This window comes from Candidatus Arsenophonus phytopathogenicus, from assembly GCF_056113345.1.
Genome location: NZ_JBUIOB010000017.1, coordinates 1,093,833 through 1,119,858, shown reverse-complemented (window position 1 = coordinate 1,119,858; position 26,026 = coordinate 1,093,833). Strand labels below are relative to the sequence as shown.

General features: G+C 38.2%; 23 protein-coding genes and 7 pseudogenes. 14 read left to right on the top strand and 16 right to left on the bottom strand.

All coding sequences use genetic code 11. The annotated features are described in order from the left end of the window. Positions 1-207: 207 nt before the first annotated feature. From AC01GB_RS09270 to AC01GB_RS09210, 13 genes and pseudogenes are all read right to left on the bottom strand, one after another. Positions 208-777 (bottom strand): response regulator, encoded by a 570-nt coding sequence (locus tag AC01GB_RS09270; RefSeq protein ID WP_474451588.1) that lies wholly within the window; start codon positions 775-777, stop codon positions 208-210. A gap of 11 nt (positions 778-788) precedes the next feature. Continuing rightward, the gene (locus AC01GB_RS09265) at positions 789-1,697 is read right to left on the bottom strand and encodes an ATP-binding response regulator (protein ID WP_474451586.1); all 909 of its coding nucleotides are present in this window, start codon (positions 1,695-1,697) and stop codon (positions 789-791) included. 74 nt (positions 1,698-1,771) lie between these two features. Then, the gene (locus AC01GB_RS09260; protein ID WP_474451585.1) at positions 1,772-2,038 is read right to left on the bottom strand and encodes a PAS domain-containing protein; all 267 of its coding nucleotides are present in this window, start codon (positions 2,036-2,038) and stop codon (positions 1,772-1,774) included. A gap of 158 nt (positions 2,039-2,196) precedes the next feature. Next, positions 2,197-2,748 (bottom strand): transporter substrate-binding domain-containing protein, encoded by a 552-nt coding sequence (locus AC01GB_RS09255; RefSeq protein WP_474451584.1) that lies wholly within the window; start codon positions 2,746-2,748, stop codon positions 2,197-2,199. 4 nt (positions 2,749-2,752) lie between these two features. Next, entirely contained in the window at positions 2,753-3,334 is a 582-nt protein-coding gene (locus AC01GB_RS09250) for a hypothetical protein (RefSeq protein ID WP_474451583.1), read from the bottom strand. A 475-nt stretch (positions 3,335-3,809) separates the two neighbouring features. After that, on the bottom strand, positions 3,810-4,175 hold the full coding sequence (locus AC01GB_RS09245) for a LuxR C-terminal-related transcriptional regulator (protein WP_474451582.1): 366 nt from the start codon (positions 4,173-4,175) through the stop codon (positions 3,810-3,812). Positions 4,176-4,180: 5 nt separating this feature from the next. Next, a complete protein-coding gene (locus AC01GB_RS09240) occupies positions 4,181-4,432 on the bottom strand; it encodes a response regulator (protein ID WP_474451581.1) in 252 nt (83 codons plus the stop codon). A gap of 18 nt (positions 4,433-4,450) precedes the next feature. Continuing rightward, positions 4,451-5,098 carry a hypothetical protein gene (locus tag AC01GB_RS09235; RefSeq protein ID WP_474451580.1) on the bottom strand — a complete coding sequence of 216 codons (648 nt, stop codon included), beginning with the start codon at positions 5,096-5,098 and terminating at the stop codon, positions 4,451-4,453. An 82-nt stretch (positions 5,099-5,180) separates the two neighbouring features. Beyond that, on the bottom strand, positions 5,181-5,510 hold the full coding sequence (locus tag AC01GB_RS09230) for a hypothetical protein (protein WP_474451579.1): 330 nt from the start codon (positions 5,508-5,510) through the stop codon (positions 5,181-5,183). A 283-nt stretch (positions 5,511-5,793) separates the two neighbouring features. Beyond that, positions 5,794-5,982, bottom strand: coding sequence for a hypothetical protein (locus tag AC01GB_RS09225; protein ID WP_474451578.1), 189 nt, complete (start codon positions 5,980-5,982; stop codon positions 5,794-5,796). A 12-nt stretch (positions 5,983-5,994) separates the two neighbouring features. Next, positions 5,995-6,921 carry an AAA family ATPase gene (locus AC01GB_RS09220; protein ID WP_474451577.1) on the bottom strand — a complete coding sequence of 309 codons (927 nt, stop codon included), beginning with the start codon at positions 6,919-6,921 and terminating at the stop codon, positions 5,995-5,997. Positions 6,922-6,927: 6 nt separating this feature from the next. Continuing rightward, positions 6,928-7,245, bottom strand: a pseudogene (locus AC01GB_RS09215) (hypothetical protein). A 97-nt stretch (positions 7,246-7,342) separates the two neighbouring features. Beyond that, a complete protein-coding gene (locus tag AC01GB_RS09210; RefSeq protein ID WP_474451576.1) occupies positions 7,343-7,546 on the bottom strand; it encodes a hypothetical protein in 204 nt (67 codons plus the stop codon). A gap of 70 nt (positions 7,547-7,616) precedes the next feature. Here AC01GB_RS09210 and AC01GB_RS09205 point away from each other — a divergent pair, with 70 nt between their 5' ends. The 14 genes and pseudogenes from AC01GB_RS09205 (at position 7,617) to AC01GB_RS09140 (ending at position 24,054) form a co-directional block, all read left to right on the top strand. Further along, a complete protein-coding gene (locus tag AC01GB_RS09205) occupies positions 7,617-8,168 on the top strand; it encodes an NTP transferase domain-containing protein (RefSeq protein ID WP_474452368.1) in 552 nt (183 codons plus the stop codon). A gap of 326 nt (positions 8,169-8,494) precedes the next feature. Next, a pseudogene (gene ygfK, locus AC01GB_RS09200) lies at positions 8,495-11,585 on the top strand (putative selenate reductase subunit YgfK). A gap of 2 nt (positions 11,586-11,587) precedes the next feature. Further along, on the top strand, positions 11,588-12,949 hold the full coding sequence (gene ssnA / locus AC01GB_RS09195; RefSeq protein ID WP_474451575.1) for a putative aminohydrolase SsnA: 1,362 nt from the start codon (positions 11,588-11,590) through the stop codon (positions 12,947-12,949). Between the two features lie 335 nt (positions 12,950-13,284). Then, positions 13,285-13,587: pseudogene (locus AC01GB_RS09190) on the top strand (M10 family metallopeptidase C-terminal domain-containing protein); the annotation flags it as partial. 1,043 nt (positions 13,588-14,630) lie between these two features. Then, positions 14,631-15,311: a helix-turn-helix transcriptional regulator gene (locus tag AC01GB_RS09185; RefSeq protein ID WP_474451574.1), complete on the top strand. Its 681-nt coding sequence runs from the start codon at positions 14,631-14,633 to the stop codon at positions 15,309-15,311. A 21-nt stretch (positions 15,312-15,332) separates the two neighbouring features. Then, a pseudogene (locus AC01GB_RS09180) lies at positions 15,333-16,673 on the top strand (purine-cytosine permease family protein). A gap of 37 nt (positions 16,674-16,710) precedes the next feature. After that, a pseudogene (locus AC01GB_RS09175) lies at positions 16,711-17,433 on the top strand (nitrilase-related carbon-nitrogen hydrolase); the annotation flags it as partial. A 987-nt stretch (positions 17,434-18,420) separates the two neighbouring features. Continuing rightward, positions 18,421-18,603 (top strand): helix-turn-helix domain-containing protein, encoded by a 183-nt coding sequence (locus AC01GB_RS09170; protein ID WP_474451573.1) that lies wholly within the window; start codon positions 18,421-18,423, stop codon positions 18,601-18,603. Further along, positions 18,600-19,217: a type I restriction endonuclease gene (locus AC01GB_RS09165; protein WP_474451572.1), complete on the top strand. Its 618-nt coding sequence runs from the start codon at positions 18,600-18,602 to the stop codon at positions 19,215-19,217. Before AC01GB_RS09170 ends, AC01GB_RS09165 begins: the two co-directional genes overlap by 4 nt. Positions 19,218-19,261: 44 nt before the next feature. Further along, positions 19,262-19,609 (top strand): DEAD/DEAH box helicase family protein, encoded by a 348-nt coding sequence (locus AC01GB_RS09160; RefSeq protein ID WP_474451571.1) that lies wholly within the window; start codon positions 19,262-19,264, stop codon positions 19,607-19,609. Beyond that, positions 19,597-21,717, top strand: a complete 2,121-nt coding sequence (locus AC01GB_RS09155) for a type I restriction enzyme subunit R domain-containing protein (protein WP_474451569.1) — start codon at positions 19,597-19,599, stop codon at positions 21,715-21,717. The genes AC01GB_RS09160 and AC01GB_RS09155 overlap by 13 nt, the downstream gene beginning before the upstream one ends. Beyond that, positions 21,711-23,327 (top strand): annotated as a pseudogene (locus tag AC01GB_RS09150) (HsdM family class I SAM-dependent methyltransferase). The gene AC01GB_RS09155 and the pseudogene AC01GB_RS09150 overlap by 7 nt, the downstream one beginning before the upstream one ends. Then, a complete protein-coding gene (locus AC01GB_RS09145) occupies positions 23,320-23,571 on the top strand; it encodes a restriction endonuclease subunit S domain-containing protein (protein WP_474451567.1) in 252 nt (83 codons plus the stop codon). Before AC01GB_RS09150 ends, AC01GB_RS09145 begins: the two are co-directional and overlap by 8 nt. A 105-nt stretch (positions 23,572-23,676) precedes the next feature. Next, complete coding sequence (locus tag AC01GB_RS09140; protein WP_474451566.1) at positions 23,677-24,054, top strand: restriction endonuclease subunit S domain-containing protein; 378 nt, start codon at positions 23,677-23,679, stop codon at positions 24,052-24,054. A gap of 810 nt (positions 24,055-24,864) precedes the next feature. On the opposite strand, the gene AC01GB_RS09135 is transcribed toward AC01GB_RS09140, so the two are convergent. From AC01GB_RS09135 to AC01GB_RS09125, 3 genes and pseudogenes are all read right to left on the bottom strand, one after another. Then, positions 24,865-25,113: an abortive infection system antitoxin AbiGi family protein gene (locus AC01GB_RS09135; RefSeq protein WP_474451565.1), complete on the bottom strand. Its 249-nt coding sequence runs from the start codon at positions 25,111-25,113 to the stop codon at positions 24,865-24,867. Next, positions 25,104-25,385, bottom strand: a complete 282-nt coding sequence (locus AC01GB_RS09130) for an abortive infection system antitoxin AbiGi family protein (RefSeq protein ID WP_474451564.1) — start codon at positions 25,383-25,385, stop codon at positions 25,104-25,106. The genes AC01GB_RS09135 and AC01GB_RS09130 overlap by 10 nt, the downstream gene beginning before the upstream one ends. Positions 25,386-25,419: 34 nt before the next feature. Further along, a pseudogene (locus AC01GB_RS09125) lies at positions 25,420-25,981 on the bottom strand (tyrosine-type recombinase/integrase); the annotation flags it as partial. Between the last annotated feature and the right edge of the window lie 45 nt (positions 25,982-26,026).

Sequence of the window (26,026 nt, the reverse complement as noted above, 5' to 3'; positions counted from 1 at the left end):
GCAAAAATAACGCTAGCCTAGTTATTCAATAACACAATCCAATATTGTGTTAATAAAACTGATGATGAGCAAAATAACTTAGCATTTCACAGTCTTAATAGTTAAAAATGCTAATTGAATAATTAAGCAGCATGAATAAATAATTTAATACCGCCGGGCTTCAAACAATTACAGCTATTATTCCGTTAATATCATTTTATGATCAGATTACTCTTTGGCCAGATCATTATTATCATTTAAACGTCCATTAACTGCCGCCCGAAAAATATCGGTATAGTAAAATAGTGTTTCTAAGGTTTGGCTATCACCACAAAATCCACCTTTTTCAATCCGCCAAAAAACGCGTAAAGCAGGCTGATAGCATAATAAAGCAAATACACCTTTCATTCGGTGCACCTGTAGCGAAAGCGCTTCCTTATCAATCGACGTTGATCTTAAATTATGCAGCGTGGCCAGATCCTGTTCTATTCCTTCCAAAATTGCTTGTAATAATTGATATTCTTTCTGTTTATCACCACTTGCCAAGGCACTAATACCATCAAAACAGAGTTCATTTTGTGAATTAATCAGCTGATAATAGCGAGCAATTTCCGACAGCAAATGATCCTGTGTTAAAGGTTTAACTAATACACCATCCATACCGGCAGCAAGACACAATGATAGCTCTGAACTAAATGCATTTGCGGTACAACCTAAAATAACTTGGGGCGGCAAATTACGTTGCGCTGACGAGGTTCTCAATACTCGAGTCAATTCATAGCCATTCATAACTGGCATTTAACAATCCGTTAATCCATATCAAAATAATTTTCTTCCACCAGCCTTAATGCTTGCTCTGCACCTTCAGCAATGGTTACCCGATGTTTGGAAGAAGCCAGTTGTAGAGATAACACTTGCAAATTGGCTGGTAGGTCATCCACTAATAAGATATTGAGTGGTTCCGGTTGGATAATATGAGTAGGAGATACTTCTTCTTGCAGCTCACTTCGCTTTAACGATAAATACATATGTGCCAGTGTGCCACTACCAGGAGCCGCTTCTAACGTGAGGGCTCCATCCATCAGCGCCATTAATTGTATTGATATTGTTAATGTTCCCCTTGAATCCGCTTCCACTTGTACATAAGGCTGTAAAATTTCACTATACATATGTTCTGGAATACCACAGCCCGTATCCTGTACATACAAAGAGAGCATTTCCGTTTCACTATTGATCGAGCGTTGGATAGCTGCCCTTAATGTAATGAAACCTTCATCAGTAAATTTAACCGCATTACTGAGCAAATTATTGATCACTTGAGTAATACGCGTCGCATCAAGTAGATAATGATTTTGTTTTGGGATAGTTAATTCAAGGGTGAAACCTAATCCTTTATCCTGTGCAATTGCACAAAAAGGTTCTGCACATTGTTCCAACAAGGCATACAATCCAACCGACTGTAAATTCAATGTTACCTTACCAGATTCAATACGCGTGAAATCCAAAACATCACCGATCACACCCAGTAAAGAGTTTGCTGCTCGACTGACGGTATGCAAAGAAACATTTTCTGGTAGTTGTCTGACTTCTAATTCCAATATCCCAATAATGACATATAATGCCGTGCGGATCTCATGGCTAATATGCGCTAAAAAAGCCGATTTTTCATTACTCGCTCGTTTCGCCTTATCACGTTCTGTTCGTAATTCTCGCGACAATAATTTTCGCTCGGTAATATCAAACCACCCGCCAATGATATCCTGAACAATTCCTTCTGCATCACGGTAATGCTCTAGCCATAGGTAAACTTCTCGCGTTTGGCCTTGAACAGAAATAGAGCAATCAGAAAAATAGGCGGGAGCACCTGATAAGCAACTGAGAAACTGGGTAAATATCTCTCTTCATCATCTGGTTGAAAAAAACCTTGTGAAAATAGAGAATGGCCAATGATCCTCTTGCGCGGCAAGTCGCCCATCTCATGTAAAAACCATGGATTAGCAGCCGTGATATTCATGATTGGATCACAGACAAACATCGGTGCAGGGATCGTATTGAACAAAGTCTCCCAATAAGCTAACGAGTTCTGTAACGCTGTTTTTTCCTCTTTACGCTGCCTGATCTGACGTGTTAACCAACTACCCCCAAAATATTAAAGTAATCGAGATCACTGATAACACACTGCCCCAAAGAATTATCCAAGCAGAAAGATGTAATACACTATATGAAGTAAAAAAAAGTGACCGGCGATAACCATTTTTGATGAAAATAACGCAGATCTTTCGGCGACAACGCATCAATCGCTTTATTCAGAATATTAACTAATGGTGCATAATCCTTAATTACTGCATACCTGGCAGGAAAGAAATCCATATTAAGGGGATGTATTAAAATGCTATCACCATAACGGCTTGATTGTAGATAATTGGCGCTGACAAAATTATCTAACACCGTATCTGCCGCGCCCGCTAATACCATTTCAATGGCCTTATCCATATTGTCAACTTCAATCAATTCAATATCTGGCTCATGTTCAAATTCTGACAATAAGATGTGACCACTTACTACCACAACTTTACGATGGCGTAATTGTTGGAAGTTTTCTGGTGCATTGCGATAATTCCCTGTGATCATTACCCATTCGAAAGAACTATAAGGGTGAGAAAACAGTAACCATTTTTGACGTTGCTCATTACTCACTAATGACAGCGCCATCTGAGCCTCACCTTGCTGCAAATAATCAATAATACCGGCCGAATTATCGACGGTCACAAGATTAAAATGGATACCGGTTTTTTTCCCCGACTAAGCGTAAAATATCGATATTCATGCCAATGATTTGACCATTAGCATTCTCAAAGGAATATGGCGGCGCATTGTATTTTACCACAACATTAACAACCGGGTGCTGTAACAGCCAATTCTTTTCCTCTAGTGAAAAATTAATATTTTCACTGCTCATTATGGGAACAACACCGGCAATCCAACGTTCATAAACAACATTTTTAATGGTTTTATATAGTTCGTTTAGTGTACGATCAATATTCTCCATTCGTGGATCATTTACTCGAAAAACAAAATTATTTTCCAACGTACTGGAATAATCGACATGATGCCAAACTAAAGAACTCGGCAACGAACGAAAAATAAACTGATAAGCTATTTGCGCTTGTCCACTAATAAAACCATCGGCTTTATCATCCAATATTAACCGTAACGCCTCTTGTGCTGAACCAACAACCACAACTTCACGGTATGATTGACGAATTTTCGCCAATAGTTCCGGCGGTTCACTATGAGCAACCAATACACGTAATTCTTCAGCTTTATAATAAGCTTTCTCTTTTTTTACCAACATCACCAGCGGTTGAATTAATATTGGTCTACTTTCATTTTTTCTTTGTACTATTGCTGTTAATCCCGCCGAGGTTTGGGCTAATAACTGAATATATCCTTCATTTAGTGCATTTCTCGCCTGCTGGTAATTATCGAATATACGTATCTTTATCGGTATTTTTAATAATCTTGATAATACACTGAGATAATCTGCATAAATTCCTTCTATCTTGCCATCCCACCGATAAATGATTAAAGGTTCACTAGTACAACGAACAATACTACTAAAATAGCCGTTGATTTATCTGCAAAATTATCGACAAAATTCACCTTAGGCAAAAATAATCGTTGCACTATATTAGAGCAATAACCAATCTCTATCCCTTCAGCCGGAATTGTCACTTGCGATGAATCATTACATAGTGACTGACCAAATACAGGTAAAGCAAAAAACCAATACCATCCCCCAAATAAGAGGGCTATCCTTTTTCGTATGCTCACCCACTGAGCCCCACCTGTTGCAAATAATTATATAAAGCCGCATCATTTGGAATATTAAGCTTCTCCATGACACTCTGTTTTTGTGAACTAATAGTTTGCTTAGTGCGAAAAACCTTGGTAGCAATATCATTAACGGTTAATCCTTTTGCCAGTAAACGAATCACTTCTAACTCTTTAGGCGTTAATATACGAGCGATTTGATCGATAGGGGAACTGAGAAAGTCAGAGCTAATATAAGGCTGTTCTTGACCTGCAGTATTATAAAGTCCTTTTTCTAGTTCGCTCGCTAAACTGCTTTTATTCAGGATGGCTTTGACATTGTAACGCGACAGCATATTGATTATATTGGGTTCATTAACCATCGTGATCACCACGATAGGTAAAGTTGGCCAATTTTTGCAGATCTTATCATACGTAAACCATCCATATCCTTGTCGCCCGGCATAATAAAATCAGTTATCAACATATCTACCGGTTTAGTTTGCAACAAAGATAACAACCCACTGACATGATGTCCCTCACCAACAATCTGATAGTTTTCTGGCATACTGGAAAGAACCATACGTAATCCCAGTAAAAATACGAGATGATCATCAGCAATAATAATTTTTTTACACATAGATCCCTCAGATTATTTTTAACGTGAAATTTCATACAACAAACCTTCCATTTCTTTGCCTCTATCTCCTTGTCGCAAAATCAAAGCAAGATGAGCTTCATTAAATCCGCCTTTACCATCTGATAGCCGAATTTTTAATACTTTAGGCTTACCACAAGCTGATATTTTTAGGTGCTCAACCGCTTTTCTATCATCAAAATGGATCCAAGCGGCGAATAGCACCCATGAGGCTGGGATAGGATAACATTTCCGCCATGTTTTTAAGTTATACCAGGTAATAAGTTCATCTTCTTTACTTAATAAAAAACGATGTATAACATCCTGCTCTAATACGCTATGAGCTAATAAAAAGCGCGCTTTATAACGAAATAACACATGATATAAACTGCGCAAAAAACCAGCCAAAAATAGGGTAGGAAACGCTAACAAAACACTACACCATTGCGCTAAATCTATTATTGTTTGACGCCTTATTTCATCGCCTTCATAAAAAATTGGCATATTCAGTAACGGTAATAAGACAAAACCTATCGAACACAGTGATAAAAAAGCACTGAGTAGTAATAAATTACAACTAAGAGAAAGCAAAATAGTAATACTGACACTGACTAACAATAATCCAGCAATCAGAGGCGATGAGATAATAGCAGTCACCGGATAATACATAAAACCTGTTATTATTACGACCCAAAATAGAGCCATTAGCCAAAATTTTGGCATATAGGGCAATTGAGGACTACGACAAAAGCTATATATTACCAACAAGCTTAACGGCAAATAATTTAATATATATGACGACTCTTGCAAATGGATCATATAAATCAAAAGACAAATCAGATAAATAAAATATTATATTCGTAATAAAACACCCTATACTGCCAATAACAACATTTATCAGGGCAAAATGAAGTATCTGACAAGCATTACGTGGCATATAAGCGACACCATAGAAATATTGCCAAATAAATGCCGCTACCGCCAAATACAGGCTATCTGTCGTGGCAAAAATTAAAGAAACTGATACCGAACGATCAGATAATTGACTCGCACAAAGCACCACCAAAAATCCCGTTACCAACCATAATGGCCAATAACGAGGTGGTTAGATACATAAAACGCCGACTAAAATACCGGCAGGCAACCCAAATAATGGATAAAGGCTACCTATATTACGAGTCTGTAAACTTAATAAGGCTAATCCCAGGTCAACAAAAATAAAAATTAACCAATACAGCGATATTTCCAACGTCTTCATTATATTATTCTAATTATACTGCCTATTTTTCATAGAAAATACACAAACCAACAAATAATACCAATAAATTATTTATCCTCGGTTAGTTATATTTATTATTAGCTTTTTAGTCTGATGATATAGAGTTGAAACATACCTTATTATCTTGCACATCCAGATAAATATTGGATCTATTGACCATATCTCCAGATAGAAGATTATCTGATAATAATGGTAATACCTGCTGCAATAATAAATTATCAACTTCCCGGGCACCACTTTCTGCTATCAAACAATGACCGGCAAGATATTCCACCAATCTATCAGATTAAGTCAATCGCAACTGAGTTGCTTTATCAAATCTTATAACAATTTTGGCCAATTTGTGACGAATAATTGTTTGCAAAATTTCACCTTCTACCGGTAAATAAGGGATCACTTGTAAACGTCCCAAGAACGCGGTAGGGAAAAAACGTTGCAACTCAGGGGGTAAAAATTGTTGGATGTCATCCAGTTCTACAGCTATTACGGTATCCCCTTCTTTCACTCCTTGCCGAATCGCTCGCATGATTAATTCAGAACCCACATTTGAAGTTAAAATAATCAAGCTATTGCGGAAATCTATTCGTTGCCCTTCCGCATCTTCCATTATACCTTTGTCAAAAACTTGAAAAAATAGCTTCAATACATCTGGGTGCGCTTTCTCAACTTCATCCAATAAAATCACACTATAAGGGCGTCTTCGCACAGATTCAGTAAATACTCCACCCTGACCATAACCGACATAACCTGGTGGTGCCCCTTTTAAACCTGCAACCGAATGCGCTTCTTGATATTCCGACATATTAACGGTAATCATACTTCGTTCACCACCATACATTTCATGCGCTAATGCGATAGCGGTTTCCGTCTTACCAACACCTGAAGGTCCCACTAACATAAAAACACCGCAAGGTTTCTGTGAATCAGCCAGTTGCGTTTTAGCAATTCGTATTTGACGGGCAATTTGCGCTAAAGCATGATCTTGCCCCATAATTCTGCAAGCTAAACGTTGCTCAAGATAAATCAGTATATCACGCTCATTTTCCACCATCCGGCCCAATGGAATACCTGTCCAACCAGAAACAATGTCCGCCACACAGGCTGCATCGACACAATCAAATACATAAGCATGTTGTTGATGCCGTGCCTGTAATTCACTCCGTGATGGGGTAATTGCTGTCTCATTATCACCCGCTGCATTGATTGCTTGCACCAGACGTTATTGCTCGTGATATTCGGGCAATAGTAAATTTAGCGAAGTTTGTAATTGTTCAATTTGGCGACTGACGTTTTCATCCTCAGAATTACCTTCGCGCAACAATGATTGACGATCAACATTTCGCTGCGTCAACATTACCAGCAAATCTTCTATCGGTCCAGGCTCACCACATTGAGAAATAGCGACCCGATCGCAAGCGCTATCCAGCAAGGTAACCGACTTATCCGGTAATTAGCGGCCAGTAATATACCGCGCAGCTAACTGGACCGCTTCAGTAACTGCGCCATCTAAAATCCGTACGCCATGATGTTGTTCCATCATAGGCACCATAGCACGCAGCATGGCGATGGCAACTTCCTGACTAGGCTCATCCACTTTAATCAACTGGAAACGACGAGCCAGTGCCGCATCTTTTTCAAAATATTTTTTGTACTCTGCTTGTGTTGTCGCTGCGATTGTACGGAGCTCCCCCTCTCGCTAAGGCCGGCTTTAATAAATTTGCCGCATCATTTTGTCCTGCTTGACCGCCTGCGCCAATCAAACTAATAACAACAGATGATGAGTTTAATGATCCATCACAAAACTGAGTGAGCGGTTCGGGTATATTTGCCTGTGGCATAACTTAAGAGTCCATAGAATGAATAAATCTGCTATCCCGGCCCCCATAATGGCCAAAAAAATCGGCACAAATAATCAAAAATATCGATTGCATTATTCCAGCTGCCGGTCTTTCTTCCCGTATGGGACAATGGAAAATGATGTTACCCTGGCAGAATGGAACAATACTTGATGCAAGTATCAAAAATGCATTAACCTTCTGTTCTCGCATTATTTTGGTGATTGGTTATCGGGCGACAGAATTAAGTGCGCGCTACCAGCAACATCCAGCAATCAGCATTATTTATAATACTCATTATCAGCAGGGACTATTTGGCTCCATCAAAGCTGGCGCTATGGCTGCCAATAGCGACTATTGCTTTATTACGCACGGTGATATGCCTTGCCTGAATAGCAATATATTTCAGCAAATTTGGCCCCAACGCGGCGCTTATGCGTTGATCCCTCGCTATCAAAAAACACCCGGTCATCCAGTTTTATTGCCTTATCACTGCCTTAATATGGCGGTAAAACAAACCCATTGCCGCTCAATGCAGCAAACTTTACGAAAAGGTCAATGGCAATATTTAGATTTAGATCAATCGGCAATCACCGCAGATATTGACACTCCTGAGATTTATTGACGTTACTAGCAACAGAAAATCTGCTTGCCTCCACTTAAAGACAACAAAAAACATCCTCTGCCTGTTTGGTTTATCAAAGTGATAGTGAAATTATTTTTTTGAGAATTAAAAAATCGATAACTATCTGCCGAAGTTAGCTATTTTCTATTGATTATCATTCTTATTTGCCTGATCGTGAGTTATTTCACAAATAAAAAAACAAGATTAGATATTAATTACATTTCTTATTCACCATTCCTCGGTTATTTGTTTCTGGCGTGATTGTTGCAAAGTTTATGACAACTGTTTGCCAATTTGCCCAATTAAATCGCAGCAAGGAGAGTCTCATGGAAGATATCATGCGCCCAATTCCATTCGATAAACTTTTGAAGCGCATCTTTGATGAATACCAACAAAATCAATCAATATTTGGTATTCCCAAACAACAATCTTATCGTCAGCAAAATCAACATCCATTAATTAATGTATTTGGTGAAACGTGTGCCACACCAATTGGCCCTTCTGCCGGACCGCATACCCAGTTAGCCCAAAATATTATCGTCTCCTGGTTAACTGGTGGCCGCTTTATCGAACTAAAAACAGTGCAGATCCTCGATCAATTAGAAATAGATAAACCCTGCATTGACGCTGAAGATGAATGCTTTAACACTGAGTGGTCAACTGAAGATACACTAGTAAAAGCCTGGGATGAATATCTGAAAGCCTGGTTTATTTTGCATCTTCTCGAAGCTATTTTTGAGCAACCCCAAGCAGGCGAAGCGAAATCCTTTATATTTAACATGAGTGTCGGTTTACGATTTAGCTGGTATTCAGCAACCAGCTATGCAGCAATTTATTGATAACATGATGGATGCTTCTCATCATCCCGCTTTTAACCGCTACCGTCAGCTTTTACAGTCATGGACCGAAAACCCTGACTTTATTAGTCAGTTAGGTATTGAATGTCAACAAACTGCGCTGACAACATTAGCCGAAAGCATTCCCGCTCAAATGGTAAGCGGTGTAACCCTATCTACCATGCACGGCTGCCCACCTGATGAAATAGAAGCTATCTGTCGTTATATGTTGCAAAACAAAAAACTCAATACATTTGTCAAACTCAATCCTACCCTACTCGGTTATCAACTGGTAAGAGCGATCCTCGATAGCTGCGGTTTCGATTATATTGGCTTAAAAGAGGCTTCATTCCAGCATGATCTACAGCTTGAGCAAGCCCTGGCGATGCTGCGCCGCTTAATGACACTGGCCAGTGAGAAACAGCTAACGTTTGACGTGAAACTGACTAACACATTAGGCGTTATCAATCATAAAGGTAAACTAGCCGGCGAAGAGATGTACATGTCTGGCCGCGCACTATTTCCACTATCAATCAATGTCGCTGCTGTTCTTTCCCGTGCCTTTGACGGCATGCTACCGATCTCTTATTCAGGTGGTGCTAGCCAGATCACTATCCGTGATATTTTCGCAACCGGCATTCGTCCCATCACCATGGCAACCGATCTATTAAAACCCGGTGGTTATCTACGTATGACTGAATGCCTACGACAATTAACGGATAGCGCGGCCTGGCAGGCAGAAAAAATTGATGTAGAACGGTTAGAAAAATTGGCAAAACAAGCAATCAGTATGGATTATAGCCAAAAAGAGTGGAAGGCTGATCATCAGATAAATATTGATAATTCACTACCATTAACAGATTGCTATGCGGCTCACTGTGTTAATGCCTGTGCCATTAAACAGGATATCCCCGAATATATCGGTTTATTGGGTGAAAAGCGTTATACCGATGCGTTAGAACTTATCTACCAACGCAACGCGCTACCGGCCATTACCGGTCATATTTGCGATCATCAATGCCAATATAACTGTACTCGTTTGGACTATGATAGCCCGCTAAATATTCGTCAACTGAAGAAAATTGCGTTAGAAAAAGGCTAGCAAGAGTACAAACAGCGTTGGCATAAACCTGCCGGTACAGGTACTCGCCACCCGGTTGCCATAATCGGTGCCGGCTACTTTTTAGCCCGAGCAGGCTATCCAGTAACAATTTTTGAGCGTGAATCCAGCGCCGGTGGGGTAGTAAAAAATATTATTCCCCAATTTCGTATTCCAGCAGAGCTTATCGAGCATGATATCAATTTTATTGCTGAACATGGCGTCAAATTTGAATTTGGATGTCAGCCTGATTTAACCGTGGAAAAATTGAAAGCGACCGGCTTTCATTATGTTTTGATTGGCGTTGGCACCGACAAAAATAGTGGCATCAAACTGGCCGGTGAAAATCATAATATCTACCAATCTCTGCCCTTCCTGCGTGACTATAATCGTGGTTTTACACCGAATATGGGTAAACATGTAGCGGTAATTGGTGCCGGTAATACCGCCATGGACTGTGCTCGGGCAGCGCTACGTATACCTGATGTAGAACAAGTCACTATCATCTATCGCCGCTCAAAAGCTAAAATGCCCGCCTGGCCAGAAGAATACGAAGAAGCTTTAGCTGATGACGTAAAATTTATGTTCCTCGCCAATCCTGAACATTTTGCCATTAACGGTAAACTGACAGTCAGGCTGATGAAATTAGGTAAAATTGATAGCTCCGGACGTCCTCAGGCGGTGGCAACCGAACAAACCACTAGCTTAAAAATCGATAGTATAATCACAGCAATAGGTGAGCAACAAGATAGCCAAATACTTGCCGCAATGGGAGTTTCACTCGATCAAAATGGTAAACCAGCTATTGAACTGGCCAGCGGAGAAACTACGCAATCTGGCATATTTTTAATCGGCGATGTTCAACAAGGCCTTTCTTCCATTATTGCGGCAATCAGTACCGCACGTCGCGCTGTCGATACCATTTTGCGGCGGGAAAATATTTATAGCCATCATGGTAATAAATACTGGAGTAACGTTGATCCTCAGCATTTTTATCAACGTCAAGGTCAAATTACCGTCAAGTTGGTTGACAAACAGCACAGTGAGGCTTTCGTTTAACAGGAAGCCGATCGCTGCCTGGAATGTAATTACATTTGTAGTAAATGTGTTGATGTCTGCCCAAATCGCGCCAATGTCTCGATCGCCATACCTGGCTTTCAAAATCGCCATTAAACACTGCATTTAGATGCCATGTGCAATGAGTGTGGCAATTGTTCGCAATTCTGTCCATGGCAAGGAAAACCCTATCGAAATAAGGTGACTATCTTTAGCCTGGAAGAGGACTTCATTAACAGTACTAACCCTGGTTTTTGGGCCGAAGGCGATCGGATCTCTGTCCGACTCAATAGCCGAACCTAGCTATTACGCATCAATAACGACAGTCAATTTCAAAAAATACCGCCAGAGCTGCATAACCTGTGTCAAATCATTAGCCATGTACACAAACACCATCAATATCTATTAACCCATATGGATGCCTGATTATGCTAACTTTAAAAAATGCCACGACAGTAGAATTTGAGCCTGCCCGGGTGAGAGAAAATATCGATATTGCTATCCAGGATAAAGAGATCTTGGCTATTGGCCCAAATTTGACCGCCCGTTTTCCAACCGCAGAAATTAAACAGATGAATGGCCGCATTGTCATGCCTGGTATTGTCTGCGCCCACAACCATTTCTACTCTGGCTTATCCCGGGGCATCATGGCGCAAATTCCTCCCTGCCCAGATTTTATTTCTACTCTAAAAAATTTATGGTGGCAACTGGACAGAGCTTTGGATGAAGAAGCGCTTTACTATAGTGGCCTGATTTGCGCATTAGAAGCGATTAAAAGTGGCTGTACTGCCGTTATCGACCATCACGCCTCACCCAATTTTATTCATGGCTCCCTGCACACTTTACGTAACGCTTTTTTGAAAGCCGGATTACGAGGCATGACCTGCTTTGAAACCACTTATCGCAATGGTGGTCTGCAAGAGCTCGAGGCTGGTATTGAAGAAAATATTAACTTCGCCAAATATATTGATAGCACCAAAGACAAAGAACGTTATTTGGTAGAAGCCCACATTGGTGCTCATGCCCCCTTTACAGTATCCAATGACGTACTTGGTCTATTACAAAACGCCATCAAAGAAACCCAACGCGGTTTGCACATTCATGTAGCAGAAGATCACTATGATGTCTCCCATAGCCATGATAAATACGGTAAAGATCCCTTACAACGTTTAGCTGAATACGATCTGATCAATCACAAAACATTAATTGCTCATGGGCTCTATTTGTCTATCAACGATATACAGATCCTTAATCAAAATGATGGTTTCCTGGTACATAACGCCCGCTCTAATATGAATAATCATGCCGGTTATAACGCGCAATTAACGAATTACCACAATGTCGCTTTAGGCACTGATGGCACCGGTTCAGATATGCTGGAAGAATTGAAATTTGCCTTTTTTAAACATCGCGATGCCGGCGGTAACGATACACTAGATTTTTCTGGTTATTATCAAAACCAACGCATTCACTTAAAGGAAGTTTCCTTCTCTGATGTCGGCAGCTTTAAAGCCAATGTTTCAATTGCTCGGGGCGCCATTATTGAAAATGCAATCGGTGGCTCAGGCAATGACGTTATTATCGGCAACGGCGCTGACAATATCATCGAGGGGGTAAAGGTAGAGATATATTATGGGGCGGCAATCGTGACACTATCATGCCCGATAAAAAAACAGATGACCAACCTCCCAACAGTATTCATGCTCATCAACCAACACAAGATATTAATAATAAACTACCAAAAGATGATTATGATAATGAAGTTACCAGCATCCCTAACAACTGCATAACCTCACCATGGTGGTGTAATAACACTAACACTTGTTATTGGACAACACCGACATCATGCTATAGCAGTACTCCCATGTTTTTACCCGATGATGAACAATTTTAATGGTTATAGTTATGATTATAGCTCTCCCTGGCAATATTCTATTACTTACAATGCTGCATTGCCCAATCAACCCACCGATTGTAACAATTATGGATACTGCAACCAACAGCAATACTCACTTTGGCCAACACAAAATAGTCGCATGATGAGCAATAACTATATCAGCAATGATGTTAATAATCGGTATAGCGACAACAAAAAGCACAGAAGCTAGACAATGGTAGCGGCAAAGATACCTTTGTTTTTTCCAGGATCAAAGATTCACCTTTCAACAATCCATATAAAATTATGGATTTTGACACTGGCATTGACTTAATTGATCTCTCTGCCATTAGGCTGGATAGTTATATCAATAGCAACCCTAAACTCTATTTTGTTGACTATTTTACTAAACAAGTGGGAGATATGATGCTGACTTATAATGAAGAAAGTAACTTAAGTCGATTATTTATAGATGGTGACGGTGATGCCATCCCCGACTTTAAACTGCATATCCTTGGCGTTGTCAAACAAAGCGATCTTATTCTGGCATAATAGTAAAATGGTGAGCTTAGATCACCGCTTTTTTGGGATGGTGGGTGTTGATAATTACCCGCTTGGCAAAAATAATACTTTCATTGCTGATCATATAAATAACAGTCATTACTAATTATTTTTGCTGGAATACGATGAGAAAAATTGATCTATTTTACTAGTTACCTTACCTCTAGCAAAGCAAAATAAATGGCACAGTCTTATTTAATATAATTCTTACTTAATTAAAATATTAAGATTAGAAAAATAACAAATATTCCTGTAAGCCTCTTACAGTCTAATGTCCCATGAAACAGACCCCACTCAAAATTACGACAAAAAACCAACCCCAAACACCCCTTAGTTACATACCATATAATAATTTTTTATCATGCGATTTTTTCTGCTCGATATTCGTATTTGCCGCCAAATTAATTTCGTCATATTATATTGACTGGTTTTTATTCAATTTTATGTAATAAGTGAAAATAACCAGCCCTCTGCTTCTTCACCAATAATGACATTTTTAATTTACTCTATTAGTCATTATTTGATTAATTAGCCATTCGAAAAATATTATTTCGCTGCACACCTGTAGTGAGTATTTTTTCAATATTGGTTTTATATGTTTCTAGTTAATATTTTATTTTCATTGTCATTACAGATAATAAACAACTAAATTTTGCAGCAATTTATTCTTGTCATAAGCAATGGATAGTGACTTTTTATTGGTCTTCTCTTAGTGAACTGAAGCATTATTTTTTTATTCATTTTGCTGATTATGTAGGTATTTATTCGGCTAAAAATTGGCCAATATATTGTTTTAATAGTTCAGATAAATTCATTAATTTGTCTGATATCAAATTATCCGACTTAATAAAAAAATAATTCAATAAAAATAATTAATTATATAAAATAATTGAAATAACAGACAAATAGTTTGCTAGAAAAATTTCCATTATGTCCAGAATTTATTTATATTAAGACGCTATTCTACAAGGAATAAACAGATTGTTTATAGGTAATTCATGAGTATTATTGAGTCCTATCGGCAGGAGGAAATAATGGATGTGAAAATATCACCTCAACTTATTGCTATGTTTGAAAACAATAGCGACCCGTGGGGAATAAAAATATTTAACGGCGACCAATCTATTCATTTTTATAGTAATCCACAAAACTACAGGTTATTTAATTTATCTACAAATTTTAACTTATACGGCAAAAATAATAGCGAAATACCTCATCCCACAGCTGAATTCTCAGAAAACTTTCAAGCACATGATTTTGAAACATTGAAACAAAAAAGAAATATCATTTCGATTGATATTTATCCTTATGGTGAAGATTCACTATTACAACCTTACATTTGTGAAAAATTTCCGTTTATTGTCGACGGAGAATGTGTTGGCGTTATGTTTCATTCAAGAAAGATGGAACTACTGCCTTTTAGGAAATTTAAAAATTTTGGTAAAATTCATGGAACAACAGATTGCCTGATTGAAACAAAATTTACCAAAAAAGAATTAGAAATAATGTTTCTGGTAGCACATTCATTTAATCCAAAAGAAATTTCTAAAATGCTTTGTGTTAGTCATCATACCGTTAACAATAAATTACAATCTATCTACCAAAAATTGGGGATTAGCTTTCGGGAACAACTTATAGAATATTGTATTCATAAAAATATTCATAATAAAATACCGATGCGATTTCTCAGACCGCGCAGCTATTTATTTAACTAAATAATATAGAGAAATATAAACATGGATAAAGAACACTCCCTTGAAAGGATTCCACCTTCAGCACGCTCTGATTTATTTTCTATTGTTTTAATTCGTATCGGCGCCAATACTGCACTATCGCAGTTTATACTGGGTGCTACATTAGGCCATGCAATGACATTTTGGCAGGCAATGTTAGCAACACTTTTGGGTAGCTTAATTCTTGAATTTGTAAGTCTAGGATTGGGTCTTATAGGATGTCGGGAGGGGCTACCTACCAGTATTCTGTCCAGATGGTGTGGCTTTGGGCAAATAGGCTCTGCCATGATCGGATTTGCTATTGCGATAAGCTCGCTCGGTTGGTTCGGCGTACAAAATGGAGTTTGTGCCAAAGCTTTAGAATATGCATTAAACGGCAAGCTTGACTTCGGCTGGTGTGCCACAATTTCAGGCATATTTATTACCGTATTAGTTACATACGGATTCAAAGGATTAAGTCTAACCGCCAAAATAGCGGTACCTTTATTTTTTGCTGTTATGATTTGGGTAACATTTAATTAATTAACCACCATCGACATTAAAGAATTAATCAATATCATTCCAGCAGAGCAGGACTCAATGACATTAAGCGCTGGAGCAACAATGGTCGCCGGTGGGTGTATTGTTGCAATGCTAATAACACCTGACATCAGTCGATATTGTCAGAATTCAAAGGATGTTTTTTGGATGTTAACAATTTCAATCATTTTTGGTGAATTTATTGTTAATGGCGTTTCTATATTGATCGCTAAAGCGATGGGTACCGATGATGTGGTTAATATCCTTATTCAAAATGCAGGCTGGATCGGCGTCATTTGTACCATCTTAGCGGTGGTTAAAATAAATGATATTAATCTTTATAGTGTCTCGCTTAGCATGAGCAATGTTATTGAGTGTATGATAGGCAAGAAAATCAATTATGTTACATTAACGCTAATCGCGGGCAGTATAGGAACTTTCTTTACCGTTATCGGTATTTTAGATAATTTTATTAATTTTTTGATAATAGCGGGTGTTATTTTCCCACCAATAGCTGGGATTACGCTCACTGACTACTATATCCTTCGTACTAATAGAGATTTACTTGATTCAACGCGTAAAGATGGCAAGTTGCCAAATAATGCTGCTACACCATGGATAAATTACCCATCTCTCATTGCTTGGGCTTTAGGCTCTATCGCTGGGATGACCATAACTATGGGTATTCCATCAGTTAACTCGATATTTATCTCTGCTGTGATATATTTCTGCTTGTCTATTTTAAAGAATTTTTTCAATAAAATACCCAAAGAGATAAAAAATGATCAAAGTTACAATAGCTCAGACGGACGCAATTTTAGGTGACAAAGATGAAAATTTATGATGTTTAGAAAATTATTGCTATAAGGCTAAGGAAAACAATGCGCAAATTATCTGTTTTCCTGAATTAGCGACTACTGGATATTCACCATCAATACTAGGAAAACAATATTATTCACTTAGTGAAACCCAAAATGAACAGACAGATAAGCTATTTAGCCAATTATCCAGCAAACTTAATTTAGTTATTATTTGTGGTTTTATAGAACGAGATGATACAACCGGTAAAATTTATAATTCTGCCGGTATTTGGATTCCAAATAGAAAAAACTGGTTAGCTGTATATCGGAAAATGCATCTATTTCATCATGAAAAACTATGGTTTGCACCCAGTGATAGCTTGCCAGTTTTTGATATTGGTATTTGTCGTATTGGAATAATAATTTGTTACGATGCAGGATTTCCTGAAGTTGCCAGAATTTTGGCAACTAAAAAGGCAGATATTTTATTTATGCCATCGGCTTGGTCAAAACAAGATAAAAATCTTTGGTATATAAACACGCCTTGTCGTGCTTTAGAGAATACAACGCATTTGGTAGCAGTCAATCGATGGGGCAAAGAAGGTGATATAAACCTATTTGGCGGCAGCCGAATTATCGATCCCAAAGGAACGATTGTTGCCAACGCCTCGGAAAAAGCAGAAGACATGATCAGTTATGAAATAGATTTAACAACGCAAACAGAGATCAGAAAGTCATTAAACTACTTAAAGGATAAAAAAATAAACTATACAACCTATTTATAATAGTCTAAAAGATGTTCTCTTTTATCTCTTTCATATTTTTACACTGTAGTATATGTAGAGCATAAAAAAATAATAAAATTAATTATAAATTAATAACTAAAATGCATATTATTGCTTTTAGCTATTTAAACTTTCTATTTATATTATGAAATAGCCTGTCTATTAAATTCATTATCACAAAAATAAAAAAAATAGTAAAGATTAATAATTAATCTTTATTATAACTTATATGTATTATTTATTTTATTTAATCAAATTAAATATAACTTATTTATTTTAATTTAATAAATTTTATTAATAACACGATATTTTTAATAAGTATTTCACAAAGAAATCGCTGGATATGATCCTTCACAACATATATCACTGTTTATCTATCAAATTGATTCGTTAATTAACAGTACTATATAATTTAAAATAAAATACCTCCGTTTATGCACTTATGTTTTTATCTAGTTTAATTAAATAAACGTTAGCTTATTGATTGCTAAAAAATAGTAATACTCAATCTACTTTAATTATTTGATCTCTTTTTGATCAAGCTTTTGGGTTAATTATGTTAGTTTTCAAAATTCCCCTTAGATTAAATATAATCCTCCAGCTGCCGCTAATTTATCCGTTTATTACTAGGCTTGATTGTCGTTATCGCTTTTAACTAACGCACCAAGCTGATGTAGCTACGTTGACATAGTTTGCCGCTAAACTTCCCATTAGCCAATTGGCCTAATAGATTGAAAATGAAAATTGAATAGCAGTTGGTGACAAGACTGATTGGAAGCTAAGCCGGCTACTTTAGATTGACTTGGATTATGGATGAGTATGTGTTTTTTGGTTGATAGAAAAGTTAAAGAAAGAATTTGCCGTTCAAGTATATACAAGATAAAAATTCAAATTGATATGAAAAAATATCATATTAACTTGAATATTCGATTCTTATAACGAAAAAAGATAACATATTTCGATAAAATTGATGTTAAGGAAAACCCAATGAGCCGCTGCCAATTAGCTCGCTTAAAGGTTGAGCATAAAATATATATTTCAGATGTTATCCGCGAAACAGAGTTTAGCTGTAATACTACCACTCTAATGTATAAGAAACTTGATGTTGATGCGCTTAATAAGTTTAGTTGCCAATTAAACGAGTTACTGGAGAGGGTATCAGAACAATGATAACCAATAAAAACATCACCAAATTTACCGAAGATACCCGAGTAAAAATTCCTACAATTCTTCACTTAATAAGACTAGGTTATACCTATCTTTCGCTCAAAGGACAGAACTGGGATAAAGAAACTAACATTTTTCCTGAAATCTTTAAAACTTCCATTGCAAAAATTAACGCCAATACAAATCCTGATGATATCACGCGTCTTCTTAAAGACATTACCCTTCTGCTTGATAATGAAGATTTAGGACGTGCATTTTTCGAAAAACTTACTGATCGTTCTAATGTAAAATTCATTGACTTCGAAAACTTTAATAACAATAGCTTCCATGTTGTAACAGAACTAACTTATGAAAATGGAGATGAAGAGTTTCGTCCTGATATCACCCTGCTGATTAATAGCATGCCGTTGGTGTTTATTGAAGTTAAAAAGCCTAATAATCGAGAAGGTATTCTTGCAGAGCGTAATCGTATTAATGAACGTTTTCAAAATCCGAAATTTAAGCGTTTTGCTAACATTATTCAGTTTATGATTTTCTCCAATAACATGGAGTATGATGATAGCGATCCTGAGCTAATTCAAGGCACATTTTATGCTAGTAGGCATACCACAAACTAGAGTTCAATTACTTTCGGGAAGAGGAACTCTTTAACCTCACAACATTGTTAAAATCACTAACGGACAGTGATGAATTAGCGGTATTGAAAGATAATAACCTTGAGGTGATCCGTACTAGCCCGGAATTTCAAACAAACAAAGATCATAACCGGCCAACAAATCGTATCTGTACCTCATTGCTGAACAAGGATCGGTTGGTATTTATCTTACGTTATGCACTGGCTTATGTCGTAGAGCCGGATGGAATACAGAAGCACATAATGCGTTACCCACAATTGTTTGCGACTAAAGCCATAGAACGCAAACTGAATGAGAAAGTTAAAAAAGGGATTATCTGGCACACTCAAGGCAGCGGGAAAACGGCCTTGCATACTATAGCGTGCGTTTCCTAACCGACTATTTTCAAAAAAAGCAGGTGATCCCCAAATTTTATTTCATTGTCGATCGACTGGATTTACTACAGCAGGCATATCGGGAATTTACTGCCCGTGGCTTAACAGTTCACCTGATCAACTCACGTAGCGCCTTCTCCCGCGATATTAAAGCCATTCAAGTGATCCACAATCACCAAGGTAAACCAGAAATAACCGTTGTTAATATCCAAAAATTTCACAATGAATCGGACGTTGTTTCGACCAAAGATTATGATATCAATATTCAACGAGTCTACTTTCTAGATGAGGTTCATCGCAGTTATAACCCCGAAGGTAGTTTTCTGGCTAACTTAAGTCAGTCAGATACCGATGCCATCAAAATCGGCCTAACAGGCACTCCATTGCTAGGAACTGACTACAACTCGCGCTATCTCTTCGGTAGTTACATCCACAAATATTACTACAACGCCTCTATCGCGGATGGTTATACACTACGTTTGATCCGTGAAGAGATCGCCTCCAATTACCGGATAGCCCTGCAACAAGCATTAAAAGACGTTGAAATCCAGATGGGTGACGTGGATCGTAAACTTATTTATGCTCACTCCAGCTTCGTCGAACCCATGTTGGACTATATCATCACTGACTTTGCCAAAAGTCGTGGTGCACTAAATGATGACACTATTGGAGGCATGGTAATCTGTGACAGTTCAGAACAGGCAAAAAAGATATTTGCTCTCTTCAATGCGCAGTATGCTGAAACACCAATAAAAACAAACGAGGAATTCCCTATTGCTCACGCCGCTGAATCCGAGGCGGTTTACCTTTCCACAAACAAAAAAAGTAGGAAAAAGCAAGACATCAAAAGTGCCGCTCTAATCCTACATGATGTGGGAACAAAACAGGAACGTAAAGAGTGGATGGAAAATTTTAAGGTCGGTAATATCGATCTACTGTTTGTTTATAACATGCTATTAACTGGGTTCGATGCCAAGCGCCTGAAAAAACTCTATCTAGGACGCGTGATCCGTAGACATAACCTATTGCAGGCGTTGACCCGCATTAACCGTACGTATAAAGATTTCCGCTACGGTTATGTAGTAGATTTCGCAGACATCTGTCAGGAATTTGACGCAACCAATAAAGCCTACTTTGAAGAGCTTCAGTCCGAGTTGGGCGATGAGATCGAGCATTACTCCCGACTGTTCAAGTCTCAAGAAGAGATCAGCCAGGAAATTGAACAGATTAAAGACGTTCTGTTCCAATTTGATATCCTGAACGCTGAAATTTTTGCCAATCAAATAAGTCAGATCGAAGATCGGCAAACGATGCTGACGTTAAAAAATGTGTTAGCTGATGCCAGGAGCCTATACAACTTAATCCGACTCCAGGGCGAAGTTAAGTTCCTGCAGGAACTAAATTTCAACCAATTAAATATCCTGTATCGCGAAGCCAGCCATCGCCTAGATTTGCTCAATCTGAAAGCGGATTTAGAACAGGGTATTGATATTTCGGGGCTTCTGAATCGAGCACTAGAAGAAGTTATTTTTGAATTTCATAAAATTGGCGAAGAAGAACTGGCGCTGGCCGACCAACTAAAAGATACTCTGCGCCGGACTCATGAAGCATTAGCCAACAATTTTGTTCAACAAGATCCACAGTTCATCACTTTAAAAGAAGAACTAGAGCGTTTATTCAAGAAAAAGAAACTCAGCGAAGTCACTCAAAACGAAATGATTGCTAATATTGGTATACTTAATAAAATTCATGACCGCATCAAAGAGCTGAACCGACAGAATAATCTGCTGCGCGACAAGTACCTAGGCGACGTCAAATATGCACGCACTCATAAACGGTTGCGGGAACATGGGCGTTTCAGCGAATCCGAGCGTAAAATCTACGAGGCGCTGCTTAGTGTTAAACTGGATGCGGATAATAAAGTACTGAATAACAGTAATATTTTAAACAACGAAGGTTACTTTGGGCGACAAATGGTGTCATGCGTGATCGCCCACTTTGAAAATGAGCATCATATAAAGCTGTCGACCAAGACGGCAAACGAGATCAATTGCCTGATTGTCACAGAGTACCTGAATGAATTTAATACCGGAGCACGTACGTGGTAGAATTGGAATTTAGAAACAAAACCAAAGATCTGATAGACAGCCTAAAAAGTATTTGCGCTAACTACGGCCTTGTAAATGATGGTAATGAATTCAAAATTATTACTCAGACATTTCTGTACAAATTTCTGAACGATAAATTCGCCTTTGAAGCCAAAAAGGTCGATAAATCTGTTGCCAGCGCAGAAAGCTAGGAAGCGGCACTTAGCCAAATGAGCGAGGAGCAACTAGACAAACTACAACAAAAGATGAGTCCGGATACGGCTCACTTGAAGCCTCACCATTTTATTCGCTCGCTGTTTAGCCAACAAAACGCCGCAGATTTTGCCAAAAACTTTGACGATACCCTGATGGATATTGCCATCACCAACAACGAAATCTTCGCAGTCAAAACTGACGGCGGCGCTAAAGTGGTGCTATTTGATCGTCTTAGCCAGTTTATCGCTGATGAATCAAAACGTGATGACTTCTGCCGGGCAATCATCAACAAGTTAATAGAATTCAGTTTCGAACGTATATTTAGTCAGAAATTCGATTTTTACGCTACTATCTTTGAATACCTGATCAAAGACTATAACAGCAATTTGCCGAGTACTACACGCCCCATGCTGTAGCGCACATTATGGCTGAAATTCTAGTCCCGAAAGATCAACAGGGTAAAGTGCGTGACGTCAGCTGCTACGACCCATCAGCCGGTTCCGGTACCCTATTAATGAACGTAGCACATGCCATCGGCGAAGATCGTTGCAGTATCTATACCCAAGATATCTGGCAAAAATCCTCTAGCCTGCTGCGCCTAAACCTAATTCTCAACAAGTTGGTTCACTCCATTCCAAACGTCATTCAAGGCAATACCATACTGCACCCCTACCATAAAGAGGGTCGGCAACTGAAACGCTTTGACTATATTGTTTCCAACCCACCGTTTAAGATGGATTTCAGCGATTTTCGCAACGACCTGGATACGAAAGAAAACCAGCAGCGTTTCTTTGCTAGTATCCCAAAAGTGCCTAAAGCAGCCAAAGACAAGATGGCCATCTATCAACTGTTCCTGCAACATATCATCTGGTCGCTAAAACCAGGCGGTAAAGCGGCCATCGTGGTACCAACAGGCCTTATTACTGCCCAGTCTGACATTGACAAAGGCATTCGTGAACATCTGGTTAAAAACAAAATGCTTGCGGGCGTCGTTTCCATGCCATCGAATATTTTTGCCACCACCGGCACCAACGTCTCCATTCTGTTTATTGATGCCAACAATAAAGAGAAAGTAGTGCTGATCGACGCTTCGAATTTAGGCCAGAAGATTAAAGACGGCAAAAACCAAAAAACGGTGCTAACGGATGAAGAAGAAAAGCGCATCTGTCAAGTATTTAATAACAAGTGGAACGAAGACAATTTCTCCGTAGTGGTCTCTTATGATGATATTGCGGCCAAGAATTACTCATTCAGCGCGGGGCAATATTTTGATGTTAAAATTGAATATGTCGATATTACGCCAGAACAGTTTGCTGAGAAAATGAAAGGGTTTACTGACAATCTGGAGAGTTTGTTCATCCCATGAGCTGGAAGTAGAGATTAAGAAACAGTTGGCGGGGTTGAAGTATGAGTAGGATTATACTAAAGCGGCTGGGCGATTTAATTACGCTCAAAAGGGGATACGATTTACCTGAAAAAAACAGTGAGTTAGTCCCATATCCTGTAATTAGTTCTGCAGGTATATCTGGCTGGCATAATGAATATAAGGTCGAGGATCCAGGTGTTATAACCGGACGATATGGCACACTAGGTGAAATGTATTATGCTGAAGATAAATATTGGCCACACAATACAGCATTGTATGTACAGAACTTCTAAGGCAATGACCCTAAATATATTTATTCTCTACTTAGCTGCTTAGGACGAATTCGCACATCATGCAAAAGCGCAGTTCCGGGAGTCAACAGGAATGAGCTTCATGAAATGTCTGTGCCAGCTATAGATAACATGACCACACAAATAAAAACACGTGAACTTCTTGAGGTTATTGATAAAAAAATAAAAATTAATAATCGCATCAACACCGAACTAGAAGCAATAGCAAAAACACTGTACCACTACTGGTTTGTGCAGTTTGATTTCCCGGATGCTAATGGAAAACCGTATAAAACTTCTGGGGGAAAGATAGTGTATAACTCGATTTTGAAACAGGAGATTCCAGCCGGTTGGCATGATTGTGAGCTTAAAGATATTATCGAACGTTCTGGAACAGGCTTAAATCCAAGAAACAATTTTAAACTTGGTTGTGGTAATAATTTTTATGTAACTATAAAAATATCAGTAATGGTAAAATCATTCTAGATGATAAGTGCGATAAGATTGATGATGATGCATTAGAAATTATATCTCGTCGTTCACAGCTTAAGGCTGGTGATATTCTTTTTACAAGTATTGAACCAGTAGGTGTTACTTATTTAATTCAAAAAAACCAACTAACTGGAATATCAATGAATCAGTATTCACATTGAGGCCTGATTTGAAAAAAATCACTTCTTAATATCTTTATCTTTTACTTTCATCAGATGAAATGAAAATTTTTACAAAAAATTCATCAACTGGAAGTGTCCATAAAGGAATTCGTCATGGGGTGCTAAAACGCTACCTATTAACATATTCCAATGATAGATTAATTAGAAACTTTACCAATATAACTAGGCCAATTTTCAAAAAAAGTCATTCATTGGAAGCGGAAAACCGATACTTGAATCAACTTCGCGACTGGCGACTGGCTTCTCCCAATGCTAATGAATGGGCAAGTTACAATTAAATAATCACTTTATAATCTCGTTAATTAAAAATGGTGAATTGCTCTAATTTCAATTCACCATAATAACGTAATTTTAAGCTGTTAGTTGACGAAACAATCTTAGCTCTTCAATTGCCTTACTTCGAGCATCTAAGAGCGAAAAATGAATTTAGTCATAACTTAAAGTCAAATACGGAAAGCACTAGACGGCTTTGCTATTAATCGGCTTCTGCCAAGTAGCAATTACCACTTGGCCTTTGGAAAAGCCAAAATATGAGATTAATTGCTCGCGTTCAGATTTATGTTTAACATAGATATATTTAATATTACCCAATAAAAATTTAAGTGGGTAAGGCTCTATTCTATTATATTTTTTTATTCTTATTATACTTAGAGAAATCCACTGATATTCTGTTTCCCTTAATTTGTTTGATTGTTGGAACAAACCTCCACTCGTTATCATACTTAAAATCAAAGTGTTCATCATCGAAGTAACTATTGTAACCATAAACATGCTTTGTAAAACACTTCAACTGAATAACAGGAAGTCTAAGGTGATTTGGTAATGTACCAACTTGTCGAGATCTGAGTAAAGCTATAAGTCCTAATGCCATTGGAGAGTTTTTTCAATATAATTCACAGGACTTAATCCATTAGACACTGCCCATTCTTTGCAAAGAGCAATTCCATAATCACCGTATGTTATTTTTTTACTGCACAGTTCATGATGCATGTAATCACTAAATGAAACCACAGGGTGAGCGGCTCGAGAAACCACTTTCCCCCTTGTGTCACCAAAATACTCACCACAGTAATGCAGTAAAAATGATTTAGATGAAATAATTGAAATTAGATTTTGAAATTTATCAGTAAAGTGAATAATCATGATTAAGCCTTTGATTCGGTTTGTTTAATAGCGATAAGTTTAATTCCATTGCCATCCTAGTTAACGATTCGCAGGAGTAATAATTGATACGATGAAGTAATTCAGGTATGCGGTTAAGCTCCAGAGCAGCACGGTGCTCTCTTTTTGCGGTAACGAACGCCCCTGCAACCTCTTGCAAGGGATTGTAGTCGATTAAATCGCTCTGCACGGCAAAACGCATAATCGCTGTAGTACGTGCTGCAAACGAGCAGGAACTTTTAGACGCCCAGACAGTTCGACTGCTTTGATGGGTAAAAGTCAATCTCGCGTCTTCCAGTTCCGCAATGTTCCGCTTACTCATGGCAGCAAAGAGACTATCCTCAAGGCTCTAATACACGAGCATTATGCTACTCAGACCACTTCTGATTGCTGACGGGCCAGTCTCTTGCTACCACTTTAAAAGTTATCGCTTCTTGCTCTTGTTCTACCTTGACGGCTTTCTTATTCTCATTGGAGCCATCAGGATGAACGAGCAACACTATACTTTCGCCGTCAGTAAGCTTATAAGCTTTTGCTTCAGGCTTGGCTGTACGCATCTTCACATCACTCAGAGCCATGATGAGTATCCTTTCAAGGGTTCTGTGTGGATCAAACATTATCGA

Bases quoted from the DNA above. Each gene is read 5' to 3' on its own strand.
- AC01GB_RS09170 (WP_474451573.1), top strand. From the start codon at position 18,421: ATGAGCCGCTGCCAATTAGCTCGCTTAAAGGTTGAGCATAAAATATAT.
- AC01GB_RS09130 (WP_474451564.1), bottom strand. From the start codon at position 25,385: ATGATTATTCACTTTACTGATAAATTTCAAAATCTAATTTCAATTATT.
- AC01GB_RS09240 (WP_474451581.1), bottom strand. From the start codon at position 4,432: ATGTGTAAAAAAATTATTATTGCTGATGATCATCTCGTATTTTTACTG.
- AC01GB_RS09145 (WP_474451567.1), top strand. From the start codon at position 23,320: ATGAGTAGGATTATACTAAAGCGGCTGGGCGATTTAATTACGCTCAAA.
- AC01GB_RS09235 (WP_474451580.1), bottom strand. From the start codon at position 5,098: ATGTATTATCCGGTGACTGCTATTATCTCATCGCCTCTGATTGCTGGA.
- AC01GB_RS09140 (WP_474451566.1), top strand. From the start codon at position 23,677: ATGTCTGTGCCAGCTATAGATAACATGACCACACAAATAAAAACACGT.
- AC01GB_RS09245 (WP_474451582.1), bottom strand. From the start codon at position 4,175: ATGGTTAATGAACCCAATATAATCAATATGCTGTCGCGTTACAATGTC.
- AC01GB_RS09135 (WP_474451565.1), bottom strand. From the start codon at position 25,113: ATGGCATTAGGACTTATAGCTTTACTCAGATCTCGACAAGTTGGTACA.
- AC01GB_RS09270 (WP_474451588.1), bottom strand. From the start codon at position 777: ATGCCAGTTATGAATGGCTATGAATTGACTCGAGTATTGAGAACCTCG.
- AC01GB_RS09165 (WP_474451572.1), top strand. From the start codon at position 18,600: ATGATAACCAATAAAAACATCACCAAATTTACCGAAGATACCCGAGTA.
- AC01GB_RS09185 (WP_474451574.1), top strand. From the start codon at position 14,631: ATGGATGTGAAAATATCACCTCAACTTATTGCTATGTTTGAAAACAAT.
- AC01GB_RS09250 (WP_474451583.1), bottom strand. From the start codon at position 3,334: ATGTTGGTAAAAAAAGAGAAAGCTTATTATAAAGCTGAAGAATTACGT.
- ssnA (WP_474451575.1), top strand. From the start codon at position 11,588: ATGCTAACTTTAAAAAATGCCACGACAGTAGAATTTGAGCCTGCCCGG.
- AC01GB_RS09210 (WP_474451576.1), bottom strand. From the start codon at position 7,546: ATGCCACAGGCAAATATACCCGAACCGCTCACTCAGTTTTGTGATGGA.